The sequence below is a fragment of the Enterococcus sp. DIV0170 genome, from assembly GCF_051710765.1.
GTDB classification, from domain to species: Bacteria; Bacillota; Bacilli; order Lactobacillales; family Enterococcaceae; genus Enterococcus_A; species Enterococcus_A raffinosus.
In genome coordinates this window covers 1,668,643-1,683,386 of sequence record NZ_JBIOLG010000001.1, presented here as the reverse complement: position 1 = coordinate 1,683,386, position 14,744 = coordinate 1,668,643, and the positions used below count along the sequence as shown (strand labels likewise).

15 protein-coding genes are annotated in these 14,744 nt (G+C 37.5%); 5 read left to right on the top strand and 10 right to left on the bottom strand.

From position 1 onward, the window contains the following. Positions 1-37 precede the first annotated feature (37 nt). Positions 38-2,137 (bottom strand): LTA synthase family protein, encoded by a 2,100-nt coding sequence (locus IGI50_RS08160; protein WP_218255541.1) that lies wholly within the window; start codon positions 2,135-2,137, stop codon positions 38-40. Positions 2,138-2,385: 248 nt separating this feature from the next. Between IGI50_RS08160 and IGI50_RS08155 the strand changes: the two genes are divergently transcribed. Both IGI50_RS08155 and IGI50_RS08150 read left to right on the top strand, forming a co-directional pair. Next, positions 2,386-2,775 (top strand): tautomerase family protein, encoded by a 390-nt coding sequence (locus IGI50_RS08155; protein ID WP_218255539.1) that lies wholly within the window; start codon positions 2,386-2,388, stop codon positions 2,773-2,775. A gap of 35 nt (positions 2,776-2,810) precedes the next feature. After that, the gene (locus IGI50_RS08150; RefSeq protein WP_438776684.1) at positions 2,811-3,596 is read left to right on the top strand and encodes an ankyrin repeat domain-containing protein; all 786 of its coding nucleotides are present in this window, start codon (positions 2,811-2,813) and stop codon (positions 3,594-3,596) included. A gap of 229 nt (positions 3,597-3,825) precedes the next feature. On the opposite strand, the gene IGI50_RS08145 is transcribed toward IGI50_RS08150, so the two are convergent. The 5 genes from IGI50_RS08145 to IGI50_RS08125 form a co-directional block, all read right to left on the bottom strand. Further along, on the bottom strand, positions 3,826-4,176 hold the full coding sequence (locus IGI50_RS08145) for a replication initiation factor domain-containing protein (RefSeq protein ID WP_438776683.1): 351 nt from the start codon (positions 4,174-4,176) through the stop codon (positions 3,826-3,828). Positions 4,177-4,257: 81 nt separating this feature from the next. Next, positions 4,258-4,779 (bottom strand): GNAT family N-acetyltransferase, encoded by a 522-nt coding sequence (locus tag IGI50_RS08140; protein WP_438776682.1) that lies wholly within the window; start codon positions 4,777-4,779, stop codon positions 4,258-4,260. Positions 4,780-4,800: 21 nt separating this feature from the next. After that, a complete protein-coding gene (locus tag IGI50_RS08135; RefSeq protein WP_438776681.1) occupies positions 4,801-5,460 on the bottom strand; it encodes an HAD family hydrolase in 660 nt (219 codons plus the stop codon). Positions 5,461-5,574: 114 nt separating this feature from the next. Further along, positions 5,575-6,192: a hypothetical protein gene (locus tag IGI50_RS08130; protein WP_438776680.1), complete on the bottom strand. Its 618-nt coding sequence runs from the start codon at positions 6,190-6,192 to the stop codon at positions 5,575-5,577. A 158-nt stretch (positions 6,193-6,350) separates the two neighbouring features. Beyond that, positions 6,351-6,974, bottom strand: coding sequence for an NAD(P)H-binding protein (locus tag IGI50_RS08125; RefSeq protein WP_438776679.1), 624 nt, complete (start codon positions 6,972-6,974; stop codon positions 6,351-6,353). A 195-nt stretch (positions 6,975-7,169) separates the two neighbouring features. On the opposite strand from IGI50_RS08125, the gene IGI50_RS08120 reads away from it, so the two are divergent. Genes IGI50_RS08120 through IGI50_RS08110 form a run of 3 tightly spaced genes read left to right on the top strand, consistent with a single transcriptional unit; the run spans position 7,170 to position 9,020 of the window. Further along, on the top strand, positions 7,170-7,967 hold the full coding sequence (locus tag IGI50_RS08120) for a bifunctional hydroxymethylpyrimidine kinase/phosphomethylpyrimidine kinase (RefSeq protein WP_438776678.1): 798 nt from the start codon (positions 7,170-7,172) through the stop codon (positions 7,965-7,967). Continuing rightward, positions 7,964-8,458 carry an ECF transporter S component gene (locus IGI50_RS08115; protein WP_218255528.1) on the top strand — a complete coding sequence of 165 codons (495 nt, stop codon included), beginning with the start codon at positions 7,964-7,966 and terminating at the stop codon, positions 8,456-8,458. Before IGI50_RS08120 ends, IGI50_RS08115 begins: the two co-directional genes overlap by 4 nt. A 22-nt stretch (positions 8,459-8,480) precedes the next feature. Further along, on the top strand, positions 8,481-9,020 hold the full coding sequence (locus IGI50_RS08110) for a TIGR01440 family protein (protein ID WP_376713123.1): 540 nt from the start codon (positions 8,481-8,483) through the stop codon (positions 9,018-9,020). Between the two features lie 39 nt (positions 9,021-9,059). Here the strand turns inward: IGI50_RS08110 and IGI50_RS08105 are convergent, their stop codons facing one another. The 4 genes from IGI50_RS08105 to IGI50_RS08090 all read right to left on the bottom strand — a co-directional run bounded on the left by IGI50_RS08105 (position 9,060) and on the right by IGI50_RS08090 (position 14,715). Further along, positions 9,060-11,291, bottom strand: coding sequence for an AAA family ATPase (locus IGI50_RS08105; protein ID WP_438776677.1), 2,232 nt, complete (start codon positions 11,289-11,291; stop codon positions 9,060-9,062). Between the two features lie 24 nt (positions 11,292-11,315). Next, entirely contained in the window at positions 11,316-11,795 is a 480-nt protein-coding gene (locus IGI50_RS08100) for a DUF6530 family protein (protein ID WP_010744853.1), read from the bottom strand. A gap of 813 nt (positions 11,796-12,608) precedes the next feature. Then, entirely contained in the window at positions 12,609-13,454 is an 846-nt protein-coding gene (locus tag IGI50_RS08095) for a DegV family protein (RefSeq protein ID WP_010744852.1), read from the bottom strand. A gap of 79 nt (positions 13,455-13,533) precedes the next feature. Then, positions 13,534-14,715, bottom strand: a complete 1,182-nt coding sequence (locus IGI50_RS08090) for an LCP family protein (RefSeq protein ID WP_438776676.1) — start codon at positions 14,713-14,715, stop codon at positions 13,534-13,536. Between the last annotated feature and the right edge of the window lie 29 nt (positions 14,716-14,744).

The window sequence follows — 14,744 nt, the reverse complement described above, 5'->3', positions numbered from 1 at the left end:
AAAGCTGCCCCAGTTTTAAAACTGGAGCAGCTTTTACTTATTCATATTGCTGAAATGTTTTTGTCTTGTATAGTCCGACAGTTGATTTTTGATTGTTCTCACTATACAGGCTCGAGGATTGCGCCCCTTTTTGTCGTTCAATTTCTTCCAAACGAGCCAATTGATCTCGATAGTCAAATGAGTCTGGATTGATAGAATCTAAGCCGCTATCTTGATAATACCTTAACAGGTCCCCATTAGTGATTTTATCCGAGGTGATCAATTGCTGATCGACCTCTTGATTCAACTCAACAAAGAATTGTTCCTGCTCAGGTGTAGGCTCACTGATAACTTGAGCAGTCTGATTATCGTACATTTTTCCGCCATAAAATGTATATTGGGGTGTTACAAAGTCACCATCTCTAAATGCAACAACTTGCTTGTGATCAGGAGAAAATAGGTCTTGCCCTAACTGTAAATATTTCTTTGAATCAATTCCCAGCAAATGTAGTAGAGTAGGGAGCGCGTCGACCTGACCACCATACGTATGATTGATTCCGCCATTCGTTGCCCCAGGTACATGGATCATAAATGGAACACGCTGTAATTGCGCGTTGTCATAATCTGTCCAAGTGTCCGATTCTTTCCCTAATAATGGAGCTAATTCTTTATTCCGCGTATTGGAAATTCCATAGTGATCACCATATAGTACAAAAATCGAGTTATCATAAAGTCCGCTGGCTTTCATGTAATCAAAAAATTCTTTCAACGCGGTATCTAAATAGTTTGCTGTAGCAAAATAGCCATTAATTGTTTCATCCTTCGTGTTTGCCAATGGGAAACCATCTTCTTCATTTTTAAAACGAGAATAAGGATAATGGTTGGACACGGTAATGAATTTCGCATAAAAAGGTTGTTGTAAATGCTCCAAGTATTGAACCGATTGACTCAAGAAGGGCTTATCATGCATCCCATATTGGAACGAGTTATCGTCGTTAATGTCATAGTAGGAAGAATCAAAGAAATATTCGAAGCCTAAATGCTTATAGGTTTTATCACGATTCCAGAATGAAGCTGAGTGACCATGAAAAACGGCTGAAGTATAATCCGCTTTTTGCTTCAAAATATTCGGTGCTGCTTCAAAGGTATTTTTGTCACCCATTTGTGTAAACAGTGCTCCTTGATTCAAACCAAACAGTGAGTTCTCCATCAGTGTCTCAGCATCAGACGTTTTTCCTGCCTTCACTTGATGGAAAAAGTTATCGAAGCTGTAGGTGCTTTCCCCATGATATAAGCTATTTAAAAAAGGTGTCACTGTATGGTTTACACCGTTCTCATCAGTCAATTGATAATCGATCAAAAACTGTTGAAAGCTTTCTAAATGAATATAGACAACATTTTTTCCTTTAGCGATCCCAAACATCGAATCATTGGGTGCGGCATAATGATCTTTGACGTAGCTCTCGACCTCTTTTAAATCATTCGGACTTGCTTCTGCTCGGATTTGGTTGTTTTGATAGGTTTGATAGCTGTCATATAACGTAAAAGCATTCACACCTAAATATTTCACCAAATACTCGCGAGAAAACTGACGACTCAATAAGCCAGAACGATCAATTTCAGCCAAGAAAATATTTCCGCTACCAATCAGAAGTGAAAGAGCAGAAAGGGCAGCCGCTTGTCGAAAACGAGGAAACGTTTCAGCAATTGGAATCTTTTTCTTAAATAATAGCGCCGGCAACACGAATAGATCTAGCACATAAAAAATATCATACCAGCGAAATAAACGAACAGCACTTTCACCTAAACCCGTAGACACTTGACCAGCACCAAGCATTGTGTTGATGGTAATAAAATCTGTAAACTCACGGTAATAAACAGCGTTTGAAAAAAGCCAGATCGTCAATAAGGCGTAGATGATAAACAATGTACCATAAGCAACTTTTGAACGTTTGATAAATAGGCCAATGCTTAGTAGCAACATCGAAACACTTAAAGGATTAATGATTAAGATAAACAATTGCATCGGATTTTGAATGCCCAAATGAAAATCGACGACATAAGCGAACATGTTTTTCAGCCATAGCAAAACTAGTAACAAGCTGAAGAAACCAATTCTTGTTTTGATAAAATCATTATATTTTTTTAAATGAGACATTTTCATGCTCCTTAGTTTTTATTTTCCATATACCTAAATAGTTTATCGGTTTTTAAGGTAGAGGTCAAACTGAATAATGTCCAAAATACTGATATACCAATATTCCGAATATATTTTAATCGGAATATAAATAATTCTTAATAAACTGAAGAATTGTGAGAATTGATTTGTTTTATACCTTGAGTTCTTGAAGCGGCCGATTTGACTCTAAGATGGTATACTATGCAGAAATAAAAGGGGGATGACGTATGCCATTAATGAAAATCGATTTGATTAAGGGACGAAGTCAGAGTGAGGTCAAGGAAATTTTGGATATTTCTTACCAAGTCATGTTAAAGGCTTTTCCTGCACCACAGGGGGATCGTTATCAGATTGTTACTCAACACGAAGCATTTGAAATGCAGCTTTTAGATACCGGTCTAGGATTTGATCGAACGGATCAGGTGATCGTCTTCAGTTTAATAACAAGACCGCGTACAAGCGAAGAAAAGAAAAATTTCTATTTTCTTCTAGTACAGGAATTAGGAGATAAACTTGGTATTCAATCAAAAGATGTAATGATTAATTTAACTGTGAATACTGATGAAGACTGGAGTTTTGGGTTCGGTCGTGCTCAATTTTTAACGGGAGAATTATAGATAAAGCGGTGAATCGTAATGAAGGGAAGAGATTGATGAAAAAAATTATTGTTCCAATGGTTTTTCTTTTCATTCTAAGCGGCTGTCAAATATTTTCAAATGAAAAAGGAACTGTCATGACATCAAATGACACAGTAGAAAAAGCAGCAAAAATCTCTGAAACTTCAGAAAAAAATAACCAATCTACTAAGTCAGAAACTTCACAGTCGGAGGAGGACAAATCGATGAGTTACGACTCGGGAAGTTTGCTCAAAGCCGTTTCAAGCAATGATTCAGAAAAAGTAGTAGAAATTTTGGAAACAAAAACATATCCCATTGATGAATTAAACGAAAAAGGCGAGACACCGTTGTTGATAGCTGTTCATAATAATCAAATTGAGTTGGCGAAAAAACTAATTGATGCTGGAGCAAATGTGAACATACAGGATAAGATTGCAGACAGTCCATATTTATACGCAGGCGCAGAAGGCAGAACTGAAATTTTAGCGTATATGTTGTCCCATAGCGAGCCTGATCAATCAATAGTGAATCGTTTTGGTGGAAACGCGCTGATACCAGCAGCTGAAAAAGGTCATCTTGAAACTGTAAAATTGCTATTAGCTGATGGACACGTGACTATTAATCATCAAAACAATTATGGGTATACAGCATTAATTGAAGCTGTTGCATTAAGAGACGGTTCAAAAGTTTATCAGGATATTGTGTCAGAATTGTTAAAGTATGGTGCAAATCCCGATATTACTGATAACTATGGAAAATCTGCAAAGGATTATGCTAATGAACTTGGATACGAAACAATTTCTAAACTGTTAAAGGAATGACTTTCAGAAGAATCAATAGTAATAGAAGAAAATTTTAAAAGGAAAATCAATGAAAGTTCTCCTTTTAAATTTTTTTATTCTAGTTTACATAATATACATTAAACAAAGTTACATTAGAAGTTTGCTTGAGGATTTTTGATGATTTTAGTCCAAACCTATGGTTCAGTTCGATTGTTCAGCAAACTATGAATTTCTTTGATAATGTTGTCTGTAACGATATCTTTTCGATTCAAATCAATAATTGAATCCGTTTGATAAGTTTTTCAAGTGCAGCGTCTGAACCATAAACAAATAAATCTTTTAAATAAAGCATTAATTCGGCTTTTTCAGGACCATGATTTTCTAACAAATTTTCTTTCTTTTTAAGCGTTGGTTTATCACGTTCAATCAGTAATTTTGTTTCTTTAGCACCATTTAAAAAATCAATCCACCAACGAGCATTTGAACGCCTTGAACGATTCTTGTCGCCTGTAAGCGTTACAAAACGATAATGAGCGGATAAGATACCACAAAATAAATCAGCAAGCGCCCTACCTTTTGCAAGTTCTAAAACTGCTAGATGTGCTTTGTCAGAAAACAAATGTAATTCCTAACGTATCCAACAGTTAAATTTGACTCACTGATTAACTATTTATTAATTATTCAACTACTTTATTAAACATCACGTATTTCTTGATTCATTCTTTAATAGATATACCAAATGATTTTTTAGAATGCCATTTTGATTACGATTATAACTAAATTGATAAGTCATGCCTAATTCATGAATGAGCTTTTGTGAAGCGACATTTTCTGGAACGATTTGTGCAACAATTTGTGATAAATTATAATTGTTGAAAGCTAAATTAACTAATTTATGGGTGATTTTAATTCCGTAGCCGCGTCCTTGAAAATCTTTTTTTACAATATATGCGATTTCATCGGTAGCTATCGAATTAATGTTTGTTTTAATTATTCCCGCGATACCGATTGCTTTTTCTTTTTTTAAGTCATCCACAATGAAGTAACTATAGCCATATGTTTCATATTGCTGGTTGATCTTATAAATCCAATCTTCTACTTCGTTATCGGAATAAATTTTGCCCCATCCAAGAAGCATCAAATCCCTATTTTGTAGAATAGATTTTAGAAAATAAAAATCTTCAATTGATATCTTTCTGAATCCTAGAGAACAGTTATTCATCTTATCACCACTTCTCTCCTATTATCTCAGTGATTGAACAATTTCAAAAACTGCAGTCATATCTTCTGCTATATAATCTGCGGCACTTTGATCAATAGCAGCTCGAGTTTCTTTATAAGCAATGGTAGGAATTCCAGCAGTTTTAGCTGCACTGATCCCATAAAATGAATCTTCGATAGCCACTGCCTGATTGGATGCTACATTTAATTTCTTCAGAGTATTCAAATAGATTTCAGGATTTGGCTTACTTTCTTTGACAAACTCGCCGCTATAAATTACATCAAAAGAATCTTGGATCCCACAAGCCGCCAAAACCTCAATAATGTGTTCGTAGGTCGACGAGGATGCAACAGCTAGTCGAATGCCATTTTCTTTTGACCAGTTTAAAATAGAAAGGATTTCTTTTCGAAAAAGCTGTTGATAATTAATGGCTCGATAAGCAACCTCATTGTATTCTTCAAAACGTACTTCTATTTCTTTTAAGGAATCATTGCTGCCAATAAATTTTCTCAAAGTTTTATAAAGCATATCATAAGATTGCCCAATAAGTTCTTCGAAATTCGTGTTTTCTTGGTTAAGTGTTGGATTTTCCTTCATTATGAATGCCTGTTGAATTCGGAAATCTTCAAATTCAGTATCGACAATCACACCATCCATATCAAAAATAATCGCTTTGAGCATTTCATTCTACCTCCTCTATTGGTGTTAGTATAGTTCGAATTATTGCAAACCCTTTCGTAAAAAGCAAATTGAACCACAAAAATAGCCAATTACGTCCCTTATCCACGTAGTTGGCTATTTTTTTATTTTATTCCTCAATGCTTTTAACTTATCTATTGAGATAATCTTTGATTGGTTTTCAGGTTGTTTATCATTTTCTTCTTTGTGCTCTTCAACTAGTTTGATGCCTCGATGCTCTGCACGAAAAATATTTCGCTTAATTTCTTCTACTTGAGCTAATTTATATAAAGCCTCTGGATCGTGGCGAAAAAGTTCTCTAGTTTTTCGTTCATGGATTCGTTCGGTTACCTTTTCATCAAAATAACTTATAACAGCGAAATTGATAATCAGAGCAATTAGAAGAAAATTATCCGTGACGCTTGAACCATTCACATACCCGTTGTTGAACAACCAAATGACAAAGCAAATAAGCGCAATAATGCTGAAGACTTGATAAACTCTCAGAGCCTTCTCTTTTTTGCTTCGATCAGCAAATACGGGTTTTGCCTCGTAATACAATGCAAGATAAAGTTTACGAGCCTCAGCAAATTCTGGCTGCGTCTTTTGGGCCGTTTCATAGGCTTCTTTCTTTGCAAAGCCCTGTACCTTCATATAGTATTTTGCTATCTTTCTTTTTCGGATCATTTGAACCCCCTCTTCGATTCTAAGATCATGAATATTTTGAAGATTCATAAGGTCTCTCCTTAGGTACGGAATTCTCATTTCAGCAACCTCTATTTTATCATTAAGTTAGCTGAAAGACTAAGAAATTATTTAATATTTTTCCGCTCGACTGAATTTACAAAAGAGAAATCCACTCAGATAAGCTTTTGCACTGAGTGGATCCATCTTTATATTTTTTTCAGAGCTTCTTTAATAGGAGTTTTTCCATCTCCCATTAAAATGACTTTTTTGATAGTGTTCTCTTGTTCGAGTAATTCGGCTAAAACAGCAGCAACATTCTCTATCGCGTTTTCGGATTTTTCAGTGATCTCCGTTGTAATTTTTCCACTGCCTGGAATTTCTTTTAAGCTTCCTGGCTGGAGAATCGTATAGTCTAAAGTGGTCTTATCAATTAGCCAATTATCTGAGAAAAATTTTGAGATGTTGTAATCTGTCAACGAACTACTCCATTTTTCTGGTTGCAAAGCGAATAACGAACTCAGGTGAATGTAACGCTTGATCCCTCTCTTTTCTACCGCCTGCATCAATTTAACTGCTCCGTAAAGATCGGTTTGTAACAAGTCCTTTCCTCTTGAGCCAGCGACAAAATAGACAGCTTCTACATCTGCTAAGGTATCGGCGATTTCATCAACACTCCCATGTAAATCTAAATGAACAGGCTGAACTGACTTGCTCGTTTTAATTGCATCCACTCGGCGAGCGCCTGCATAGATAAAATGCCCCTTCTTCTCTAAATTTTTAATTAATTCTTCTCCTACACGCCCGGTTGCACCTGCAATAAATAGTTTCATATAGATGATCCCCTTTCACCTCCACATGCTAACGCACTTTTGATGCTGAAACAACTATTTTCACTTATAATTGGATGAGCTATAAAACAACCAATTGGCTGTTTAAATTTTTTTATTGAACTTTATAATAAGAATCATTACGGAGGATACTTTATATGAGACATCCTCAATTATGATGTTACAAGGAGTTTTTCTATGACAAAAGCAGTGCTGACTATTGCTGGATCAGACACTTTAGCAGGTGGTGGTCTGCAATCGGATTTGAAAACATTTGAGAATTATCAATTATTCGGTGTCACGGCTATTACTTGTATCGCAGTGGTTAAGAATAGGGAATTTGAAATAAAGGATTTATCCTCAGAGCTTTTAAAGGATCAATTAAACACTATTGATGAAAGTTTGAATCTAGCTGGTATAAAGATTGGTTTAGTACATCAATTGGACTCTCTAGAAATCGTAAAGAACTTTCTTCAGTTTTTTCATGGTCCTATTGTACTAGATCCAGTTATGGCCTTTAAAGAAACGGATCGTGTTTACAGCAAGACTTATAGAGAGAAGCTGATTGAATTATTTCCTCTTGCAACGATTGTCACACCAAACTTAAAGGAAGCGGAGATTTTAAGTCAACAAAAAATTACTAATTTAGAGGAAATGAAACAGGCGGCTAAAAAAATAGTTGCGCTCGGCTCCCCTACTGTAGTGATTAAGGGCGGCGAACGACTTTCTGGTGATTTAGCTTCGGATTTGTTTTTCGATGGGACACAGCTAGAATTTTTTTCAAAACCGAAGTTGACTAGCGGTGCTATAAATGGTGCGGGCTGCTCATTTGCATCAGCGATTACCTCGAACCTAGTCTTAGGTGAACCGTTGATTGATGCGATTCGTCACAGTAAAGAATATGTTTATCAAGGAATCAAAAATGGTATCTTATTGAAAAACGGCGAAGGAAATGTTTGGTTTGGAGATCGTGTGAGAACGGAGGCAAAGGCATGAAAACAAAAGAGATGACAAAGCTTGCTATGATGGTCGCATTGACTGTTACCTTATCAATTCTATTTATCATCCCTATTCCTGCTACCAAGGGATTTGTCACACTTTGTGAAGTAGGAATTTATGCTTCTGCGTTGCTTTTTGGTCCAAGTGGTGGACTTTTGGTTGGTGCATTAAGCGGTGGTTTGATTGACCTGATCTCAGGGTATCCCGAATGGGCAATTTTTTCGATCATTATTCATGGTGTTCAAGGGTTGATCTTAGGACATTTCTATTCCAAGTATCCAAATAAGAAAGGGCTTGTTATAGGGTTCTTTTTTGCGAGCTTGTTCATGATCATCGGTTATGCGTTAGCAACGACCTTCTTATTTGGCTGGCCAGCCGGTTTAGCCTCATTACCAGGGAATTGCATACAAAATATTTTTGGTATCGCGGTGACAGTCCCTCTTTTTCATGCATTGCAGAGGGTATTACGCCATCCTCAATATAAATAGTTAATAGAAGGAAGTCATTCAAATGGAAAAAGAAAAATTACAACAACAATTAACAACGATTACGAAAGATGTTTTAGAAGCAGCAAACCTTAAAGCTGGTGATACTTTCGTCCTTGGTTGCACAACAAGTGAGATCGTTGGCGGCACTATTGGGAAAAACTCTAGTCAAGAGGTCGGACAATGGGTAATCGAAACCTTAAAATCCATTCTTGATCCAAAAAAAATATATTTGGCAGTACAAGGCTGTGAACATATTAATCGCGCAGTCGTTGTGGAGCGTGAGCTTGCTGAGAAAAAAGATTGGGAAATTGTTTCAGTCAAACCCGCTTTACACGCAGGCGGCTCTTGTTCTGTGGCTGCTTTTGAGCAATTCACGGACCCTGTCGAAGTTGAACACATTGTTGCCCAAGCAGGCATTGATATTGGCGATACTTCAATTGGCATGCATGTAAAGTATGTTCAGGTGCCTGTTCGTCCCTCTCTTCATGAATTAGGCGGTGCCCATGTCACTGCTTTGCGTAGCCGCCCTAAATACATTGGAGGTCCTCGTGCGACTTATTAGTAAAAAAATTCCCTGCGTAGAAGTTCGCAGGGAATTTTTTTATACAAATCGAGCAATCAATTGAAGAAGTTGTTGCGGCAACGTTGAAATATCAGAGATATCAACAAAGTTGTTCTCTCCGTATAAGTTTCTTAATTGTTCTTTATCCTCACCGATAGCGCAAGCGATAAATAAGATGCCTTTTCGTTCGTAGTCATCTAAAACAGATTGAATATCTTGCTTTGCTTTTTCACCAGTATAATCCGGTAAGGCTTTCGGTTGACCATCACTGATTGAAAGTAAAACCTTCGTATCAGCAGCTTGCTGGCTTAATTTTTCGGCTAATAATCGAAGGGGGACACCATCACGGTTGTTTTGCCGTGGTTTCATGGTAGAAATCTTAGCTGCCATGAAATCATAGCCATCTTCAAATTCTTTGTAAGAATAAATGGATGTTTTTTCTCGTTGGCTAAGGTCCGCTGAATCGCCGTAAAGCATCAATGGTATATTGGTTTTTTCTGCAAAAAGACTTAAAGCAACTGCTGCTAATTTCGCATTTTGGATGCGATCGTCTCGCAGCATCGAACCCGATTCATCCACTCGGACTGCTAATGCTAATGAAGGCTGTTCACTAGGCGGATTCTTCTTATCAAAATTTCTCAAGTCTCCGTAAGCAACATGGCTCGGATTAAAACGCGCACCATAATATTTTCCACTCGAGAAGTCATTACTAACTTCTTTATTTAATAGATCATTTATTACACGGCTTAAGCTGTCTACCTCGGGCAGTACCTGTTGTGTAAGTTCTTGACCGTCTTTAATGGCGGCTTCATTGATAGTTGGTCGATGAAGAATGGTTCCTTCTTTAGCGTGTATCGTTTCTTTTAAGCTTTCTCGAATTTCACGATTACGTTCTTTTCGAATCGTCTTGTCCAATTCGGTCATTTCATCTAGCGACATAGCTGAACCAACCTTATCTTCCTCATCTACTGAAGCGCTCGTGCTTTCTGCTTCAGATTCTCCTCTTTCTGCCTCATCAGAAATCGTTGTGGCTTCGGCCTTTGTTTTTTCTTTTTCAGCAGCTTCCTCTATTTTTGTTTCTTTATTCTCAGTGGCGTCGTCCGTTTCTATTGCCTCATTTTTCAAGGTCGCTTCTTCTGCTTCTTCAAAGATATTTCGTTGATCCGCTTCAGCCTGGCTGATCCTCCTGCCCTGTCTTAGTTTTTGCAGGTTTCTAACTTGTTGAAGCTCAGTTAACAGCTTACTTTGTTCTAAAGCCTCCTGCAGAATTTTTAATTCTGTTTCGTCCGTTGTTAATTTGTAAAGGACTTTAGGAAATATACTTTCTAAAGGGTCCTGCCCTTGTTTTAAACTGTTGACCCAGAAGAAATAGGAGCGCATCCCTGCAACGCCCTTAATAGCATTCGCCTTAGCTGTTTCATCCAGTAAACGAATGATTTCTGCCATAATCTCTAGGTAATCTCGATCTGAAAAATTTGTTTTTGCAATCGCGCGCTCAATCATGACTTCAATTGAAGGGAGATCCATTTTTTCAGCGTGCTGTACTCGGTCACGTAAAGATTCATTCAGAGGACGATTGCCTTGATAGTTTCGATTTGTGGTAATAATGACTACACAATCGGGATGTCTGCGAATGATTCCAGTTGGAATATTCAGCAGCCCATTTGGCTCTAGTGCAGAGTTCAATGCGACTAAAACTGAAGCGTCACGAATTACAGTAGGTTCTTGTATTTCTAATAGGTACCCTTTTTGCATCGCGCGGACAATTTCTGAAGGATAGAACTTATACTCCACATTGGTTGGATAGTCCTCTTGGTCGATTCGCTCGATCAGATTGCTTAATCGTTCTCTAGCCTGTTCCTCAGTGATTTGAAAGTGCTTTTCTATTACTGAAAGTATCTCTTGCAAAGAATCTGTCTGATAAATGGCTTCTAATAATTCTTGGTCTTCATTATCATCGGCTGTGACGACAGGTAAGAGCGCGCCAAAGACATCCGTCTTATCCATATCGGCAAAACAAGTAACCTTGGTATAAGGAAGTTGCAGATCATCTGATAAGGCACGTGCTAATTGCGTCTTGCCGGAACCAGCATCTCCCTCAAGTAAAACATTCATTATTTTCATTTCTGGATCGAACCAATTATTTTTAATCTCTGACGCGATTCTTACTTCTTCCTCACTGGTTTTGTGACTAGCCGGCTTTCGCCAGATCATTTGCTGTTCAACTTTGGTAAACTTTCGTCCTTCTGTAATGACAAAAGTATTTTCCATTCTCTTCACCTCATCACTTAATTTCTAATAGCCTAATTCGTCTAGTAGGCGTTTTAATGTGCGATAGCGTTGGGCGATCAAGTCACCATCCTTGTTCATCGTGTCATTGAATAAAATGATATCTTCATCAATCTTTGGATTTTCTGTATCGACTTTGACTTCCATTCGTCCTCCTTGAAGACCAATAATATCTACTTTGGGATCTTCTGGATCATAAAATTTTTCATAGCGATAGGCATCTTGTAAATAAATACTTGATTGAGCTACTAAAATGGCTAAATCTAAAATCCGAGTAATTGGTAATTCCTCGGATTGACGGGACCATTTTTCACCAGTGTGTCGCCAAACTTTTCCAGAAATGTCCACTCGTCCACGATCGTTCCATTGAGCCAACCCTAAAGTTAACCCTTTTGCATCACTTTCCCAAGCATGGTGACCATCGATTTTATCGTAATCTTCTACTAAAAATACAGGTTTATGTTTTAAATTCGTTGGTATTTTCATTGCTACTCCTCCTAATGACCTCATTAATATTCTAGTTGAATAGGATCAAACAGGCGATTAATCTGTTTGATCACTCTTTAGTGAATTAGTAAATTACTAAACTACTGATGAAGAAAGAATACGCAATTCCGATGATTTTTGCAACTAACTCCTATTTAAGTATTCATTTTTTGTAATCCATAAAAAATGAATCTTATGTTCGTTGCGTATACCATTAAACTATACGCTTTTGTTACTTGTCTTGTGTGGAGCGTTTGTTTTACCTTTTACTTTTTTATAGACTGGGAAAAGTTTAACTGGCAACTAACTCCTATTTATGTAATCATTTTTTGTAACCCGCAAAAAATGAGTTTTATGTTCGTTGCGTATACCATTAAACTAAACTTCTCTATTGCTTGTCTTGTGTGGAGCGTTTGTTTTACCTTTACTTCTTTATAGACTGGGAAAAGTTTAACTGGCAACTAACTCCTATTTAAGTAGTCATTTTTTGTAACCCAAAAACATGAGTTATATGTTCATAGCGTATACCATTAAACTAAACGCTTTTGTTGCTTGTCTTGTGTGGAGCGTTTGTTTTACCTTTACTTCTTTATAGACTGGGAAAAGTTTAACTGGCAATTAACTCCTATTTAAGTAATCATTTTTTGTAACCCGCAAAAAATGAGTTTTATGTTCATAGCGTATACCATTAAACTAAACGCTTTTGTTGCTTGTTTTGTTCAAAACGTTCGATTTGGCTTGGTTTCCTTATGAACCGGGTATTGCCTTTTTGATAAAAAGAAAAACTCACTAACATTGTTAGTGAGTTGCATGCTATTTGGCTACGCCGAGGGCGATGGCTTTATCCCCTAAGTGGGTACCGATGACAGGCCCGAATGTTCCAATGTCAATCGTTGCATCTGGATACTTTTCACGTAGCTTTTCATATTCCTGTTGAGCAAGTTCTGGATTATTTCCGTGAATGACATAAATTCTTAATTCAGATTCATTTTCTTGACGGCGTTCCTCGATGATTTCTTCAGTACGCTGCAACGCTTTCTTTAATGAACGGATCTTTTCAGCTAAAACAATCTTTCCATCTTCAAAGGTTAGGATTGGTTTAATTTTCAATAAACCGCCGATGATCGCAGCACCATTGGTTAAACGACCTCCACGGACCAAATTATCTAAATCATCAACAATGATATACGCATTTGTAGTATCACGAATTTGATCAACTGCTGCCAATACATCGTCTAATGGTTTTCCTTGATCACTCATTTCCAAAGCTTTTTCTACCATATACCCCATTGGGACACTTGTAATCTTTGAATCATAAGGGATAACCTGCAGTCCTTCAATATCATCTTTGATCGCTGTCAAAGTACGGACAAAACCCGAGATACCCTCTGATAAATGAATACTAATTACCGTGTCGTATCCTTGTTCCTTAATTGAGCGATACAATTCGTAGACCTCACCTAAAACGGGTTGTGATGTTTTTGGGAAATCCTTGCTATTTTTTAGTTTCTGATAAAATTCCTCATAGCCAATATCTACGCCTTCTTCAAATGGCTCACCATCGATGATGACAGGAATTGGAATGATGAATAAATCTTTATGATTGCGCGTGCGTTCATTCAGATAAGCAGTGCTATCTGTCACGATCGCTAATTTCATAGTCGCTTCCTCGTTTCAATCAAAATTTACAATAATTATAATATAGCATACTCATAGATTGATGGGAATCAAAATCCGATTACTTCCCTAAAAACTCTTGAGCTGCTTGTGCATTTTGGTTTGTATCAACTGCTAAGGCACTGCCGGCATTAGCGGTATCGATATAAGACCATGAACCATCCACTGGTAAGGTCAAGCGATCGATTCCGACCACAGCTTTACCGAAATTGAATAGATGCGTCAAAACGTATGTGTTGGGCATATCGGTTGAAAGATAGCCCCAAATTTTTCCTGCAGCATAAGGACCGCGTAGTAAAACCAAAGGATTGATCAGCTGTCCAAAAACAGATTGCATTACTTGCTGTTGCCTGCGTACGCGTCCGAAGTCACCTTCTTCATCCATTCGGAAACGAGCATAGTTCAATAAGGTATGACCGTCCATTCGTTGCGGACCTTTACTAATAGGTGCATCAATGTATGAGCTCATGTCCTTTTCAGCATCAATTTGAACACCGCGAGGGAACAAGGCATCTACGCCTTTTTCAAACGTCTGAAAGTCCACCATGGCATAATAGCGACAATCGATTCCAAAATTCTCTTTTAAGGTTTGACGGACGAGATCCGCTCCCCCATAAGCATAAGCTGCATTCAACTTGTTTTGACCAACACCAGGAATATTGACATACATGTCTCGCATAAATGAGACAAGCTTGGCTTTTCCGAAGCCATCAACTTGCAGAACCATCATTGAATCAGAGCGCCCACTGATGTTATCACGGGTATCACTACCCAAAAGCAAAATATTGCGTTTCCCATTTTCCGATGTCGCGCCATTAAACTCTTGTGTCTCAATTTTTGGCATTGAGGAATCGTGCTTTGCAGCGAAATTCCCGATACCGAAAGAAATGACAGAATACCCTAAAAGAACAACCAAAATCATAATTACCCTTCGGCGCCAACTTCGCTTTTTCTTTGGTTTCTGTTCATAAGGATTTTTGGGCTTTCGTTTAAAAGGATTCTTAAGAGGATTTCTAAATGTCGGGAATTTGACGTTGAATCTTTTTTTCTTTGGCTCTTGATAATGATCCTCATAGTAAAACTCTTCTTCTGGTTCTCTATAGGATTCTTGTGGCTCTTCATAGTGTAACGGTTCTTGGTCTGCTTTTTCGTTCTTCTTCATTTCACGACGAAAGCCAAAAGGTTTTTTCTCCTCCTTCTGACTTTCCTCATGAATCTTCTTATATTTATCCATTCGGCTCATAGTGCACCTCTTCATCTCATTACTATTAT

Bases quoted from the DNA above. Each gene is read 5' to 3' on its own strand.
- IGI50_RS08160 (WP_218255541.1), bottom strand. From the start codon at position 2,137: ATGTCTCATTTAAAAAAATATAATGATTTTATCAAAACAAGAATTGGT.
- IGI50_RS08155 (WP_218255539.1), top strand. From the start codon at position 2,386: ATGCCATTAATGAAAATCGATTTGATTAAGGGACGAAGTCAGAGTGAG.
- IGI50_RS08150 (WP_438776684.1), top strand. From the start codon at position 2,811: ATGAAAAAAATTATTGTTCCAATGGTTTTTCTTTTCATTCTAAGCGGC.
- IGI50_RS08140 (WP_438776682.1), bottom strand. From the start codon at position 4,779: ATGAATAACTGTTCTCTAGGATTCAGAAAGATATCAATTGAAGATTTT.
- IGI50_RS08135 (WP_438776681.1), bottom strand. From the start codon at position 5,460: ATGCTCAAAGCGATTATTTTTGATATGGATGGTGTGATTGTCGATACT.
- IGI50_RS08130 (WP_438776680.1), bottom strand. From the start codon at position 6,192: ATGAATCTTCAAAATATTCATGATCTTAGAATCGAAGAGGGGGTTCAA.
- IGI50_RS08125 (WP_438776679.1), bottom strand. From the start codon at position 6,974: ATGAAACTATTTATTGCAGGTGCAACCGGGCGTGTAGGAGAAGAATTA.
- IGI50_RS08120 (WP_438776678.1), top strand. From the start codon at position 7,170: ATGACAAAAGCAGTGCTGACTATTGCTGGATCAGACACTTTAGCAGGT.
- IGI50_RS08115 (WP_218255528.1), top strand. From the start codon at position 7,964: ATGAAAACAAAAGAGATGACAAAGCTTGCTATGATGGTCGCATTGACT.
- IGI50_RS08110 (WP_376713123.1), top strand. From the start codon at position 8,481: ATGGAAAAAGAAAAATTACAACAACAATTAACAACGATTACGAAAGAT.
- IGI50_RS08105 (WP_438776677.1), bottom strand. From the start codon at position 11,291: ATGGAAAATACTTTTGTCATTACAGAAGGACGAAAGTTTACCAAAGTT.
- IGI50_RS08100 (WP_010744853.1), bottom strand. From the start codon at position 11,795: ATGAAAATACCAACGAATTTAAAACATAAACCTGTATTTTTAGTAGAA.
- IGI50_RS08095 (WP_010744852.1), bottom strand. From the start codon at position 13,454: ATGAAATTAGCGATCGTGACAGATAGCACTGCTTATCTGAATGAACGC.
- IGI50_RS08090 (WP_438776676.1), bottom strand. From the start codon at position 14,715: ATGAGCCGAATGGATAAATATAAGAAGATTCATGAGGAAAGTCAGAAG.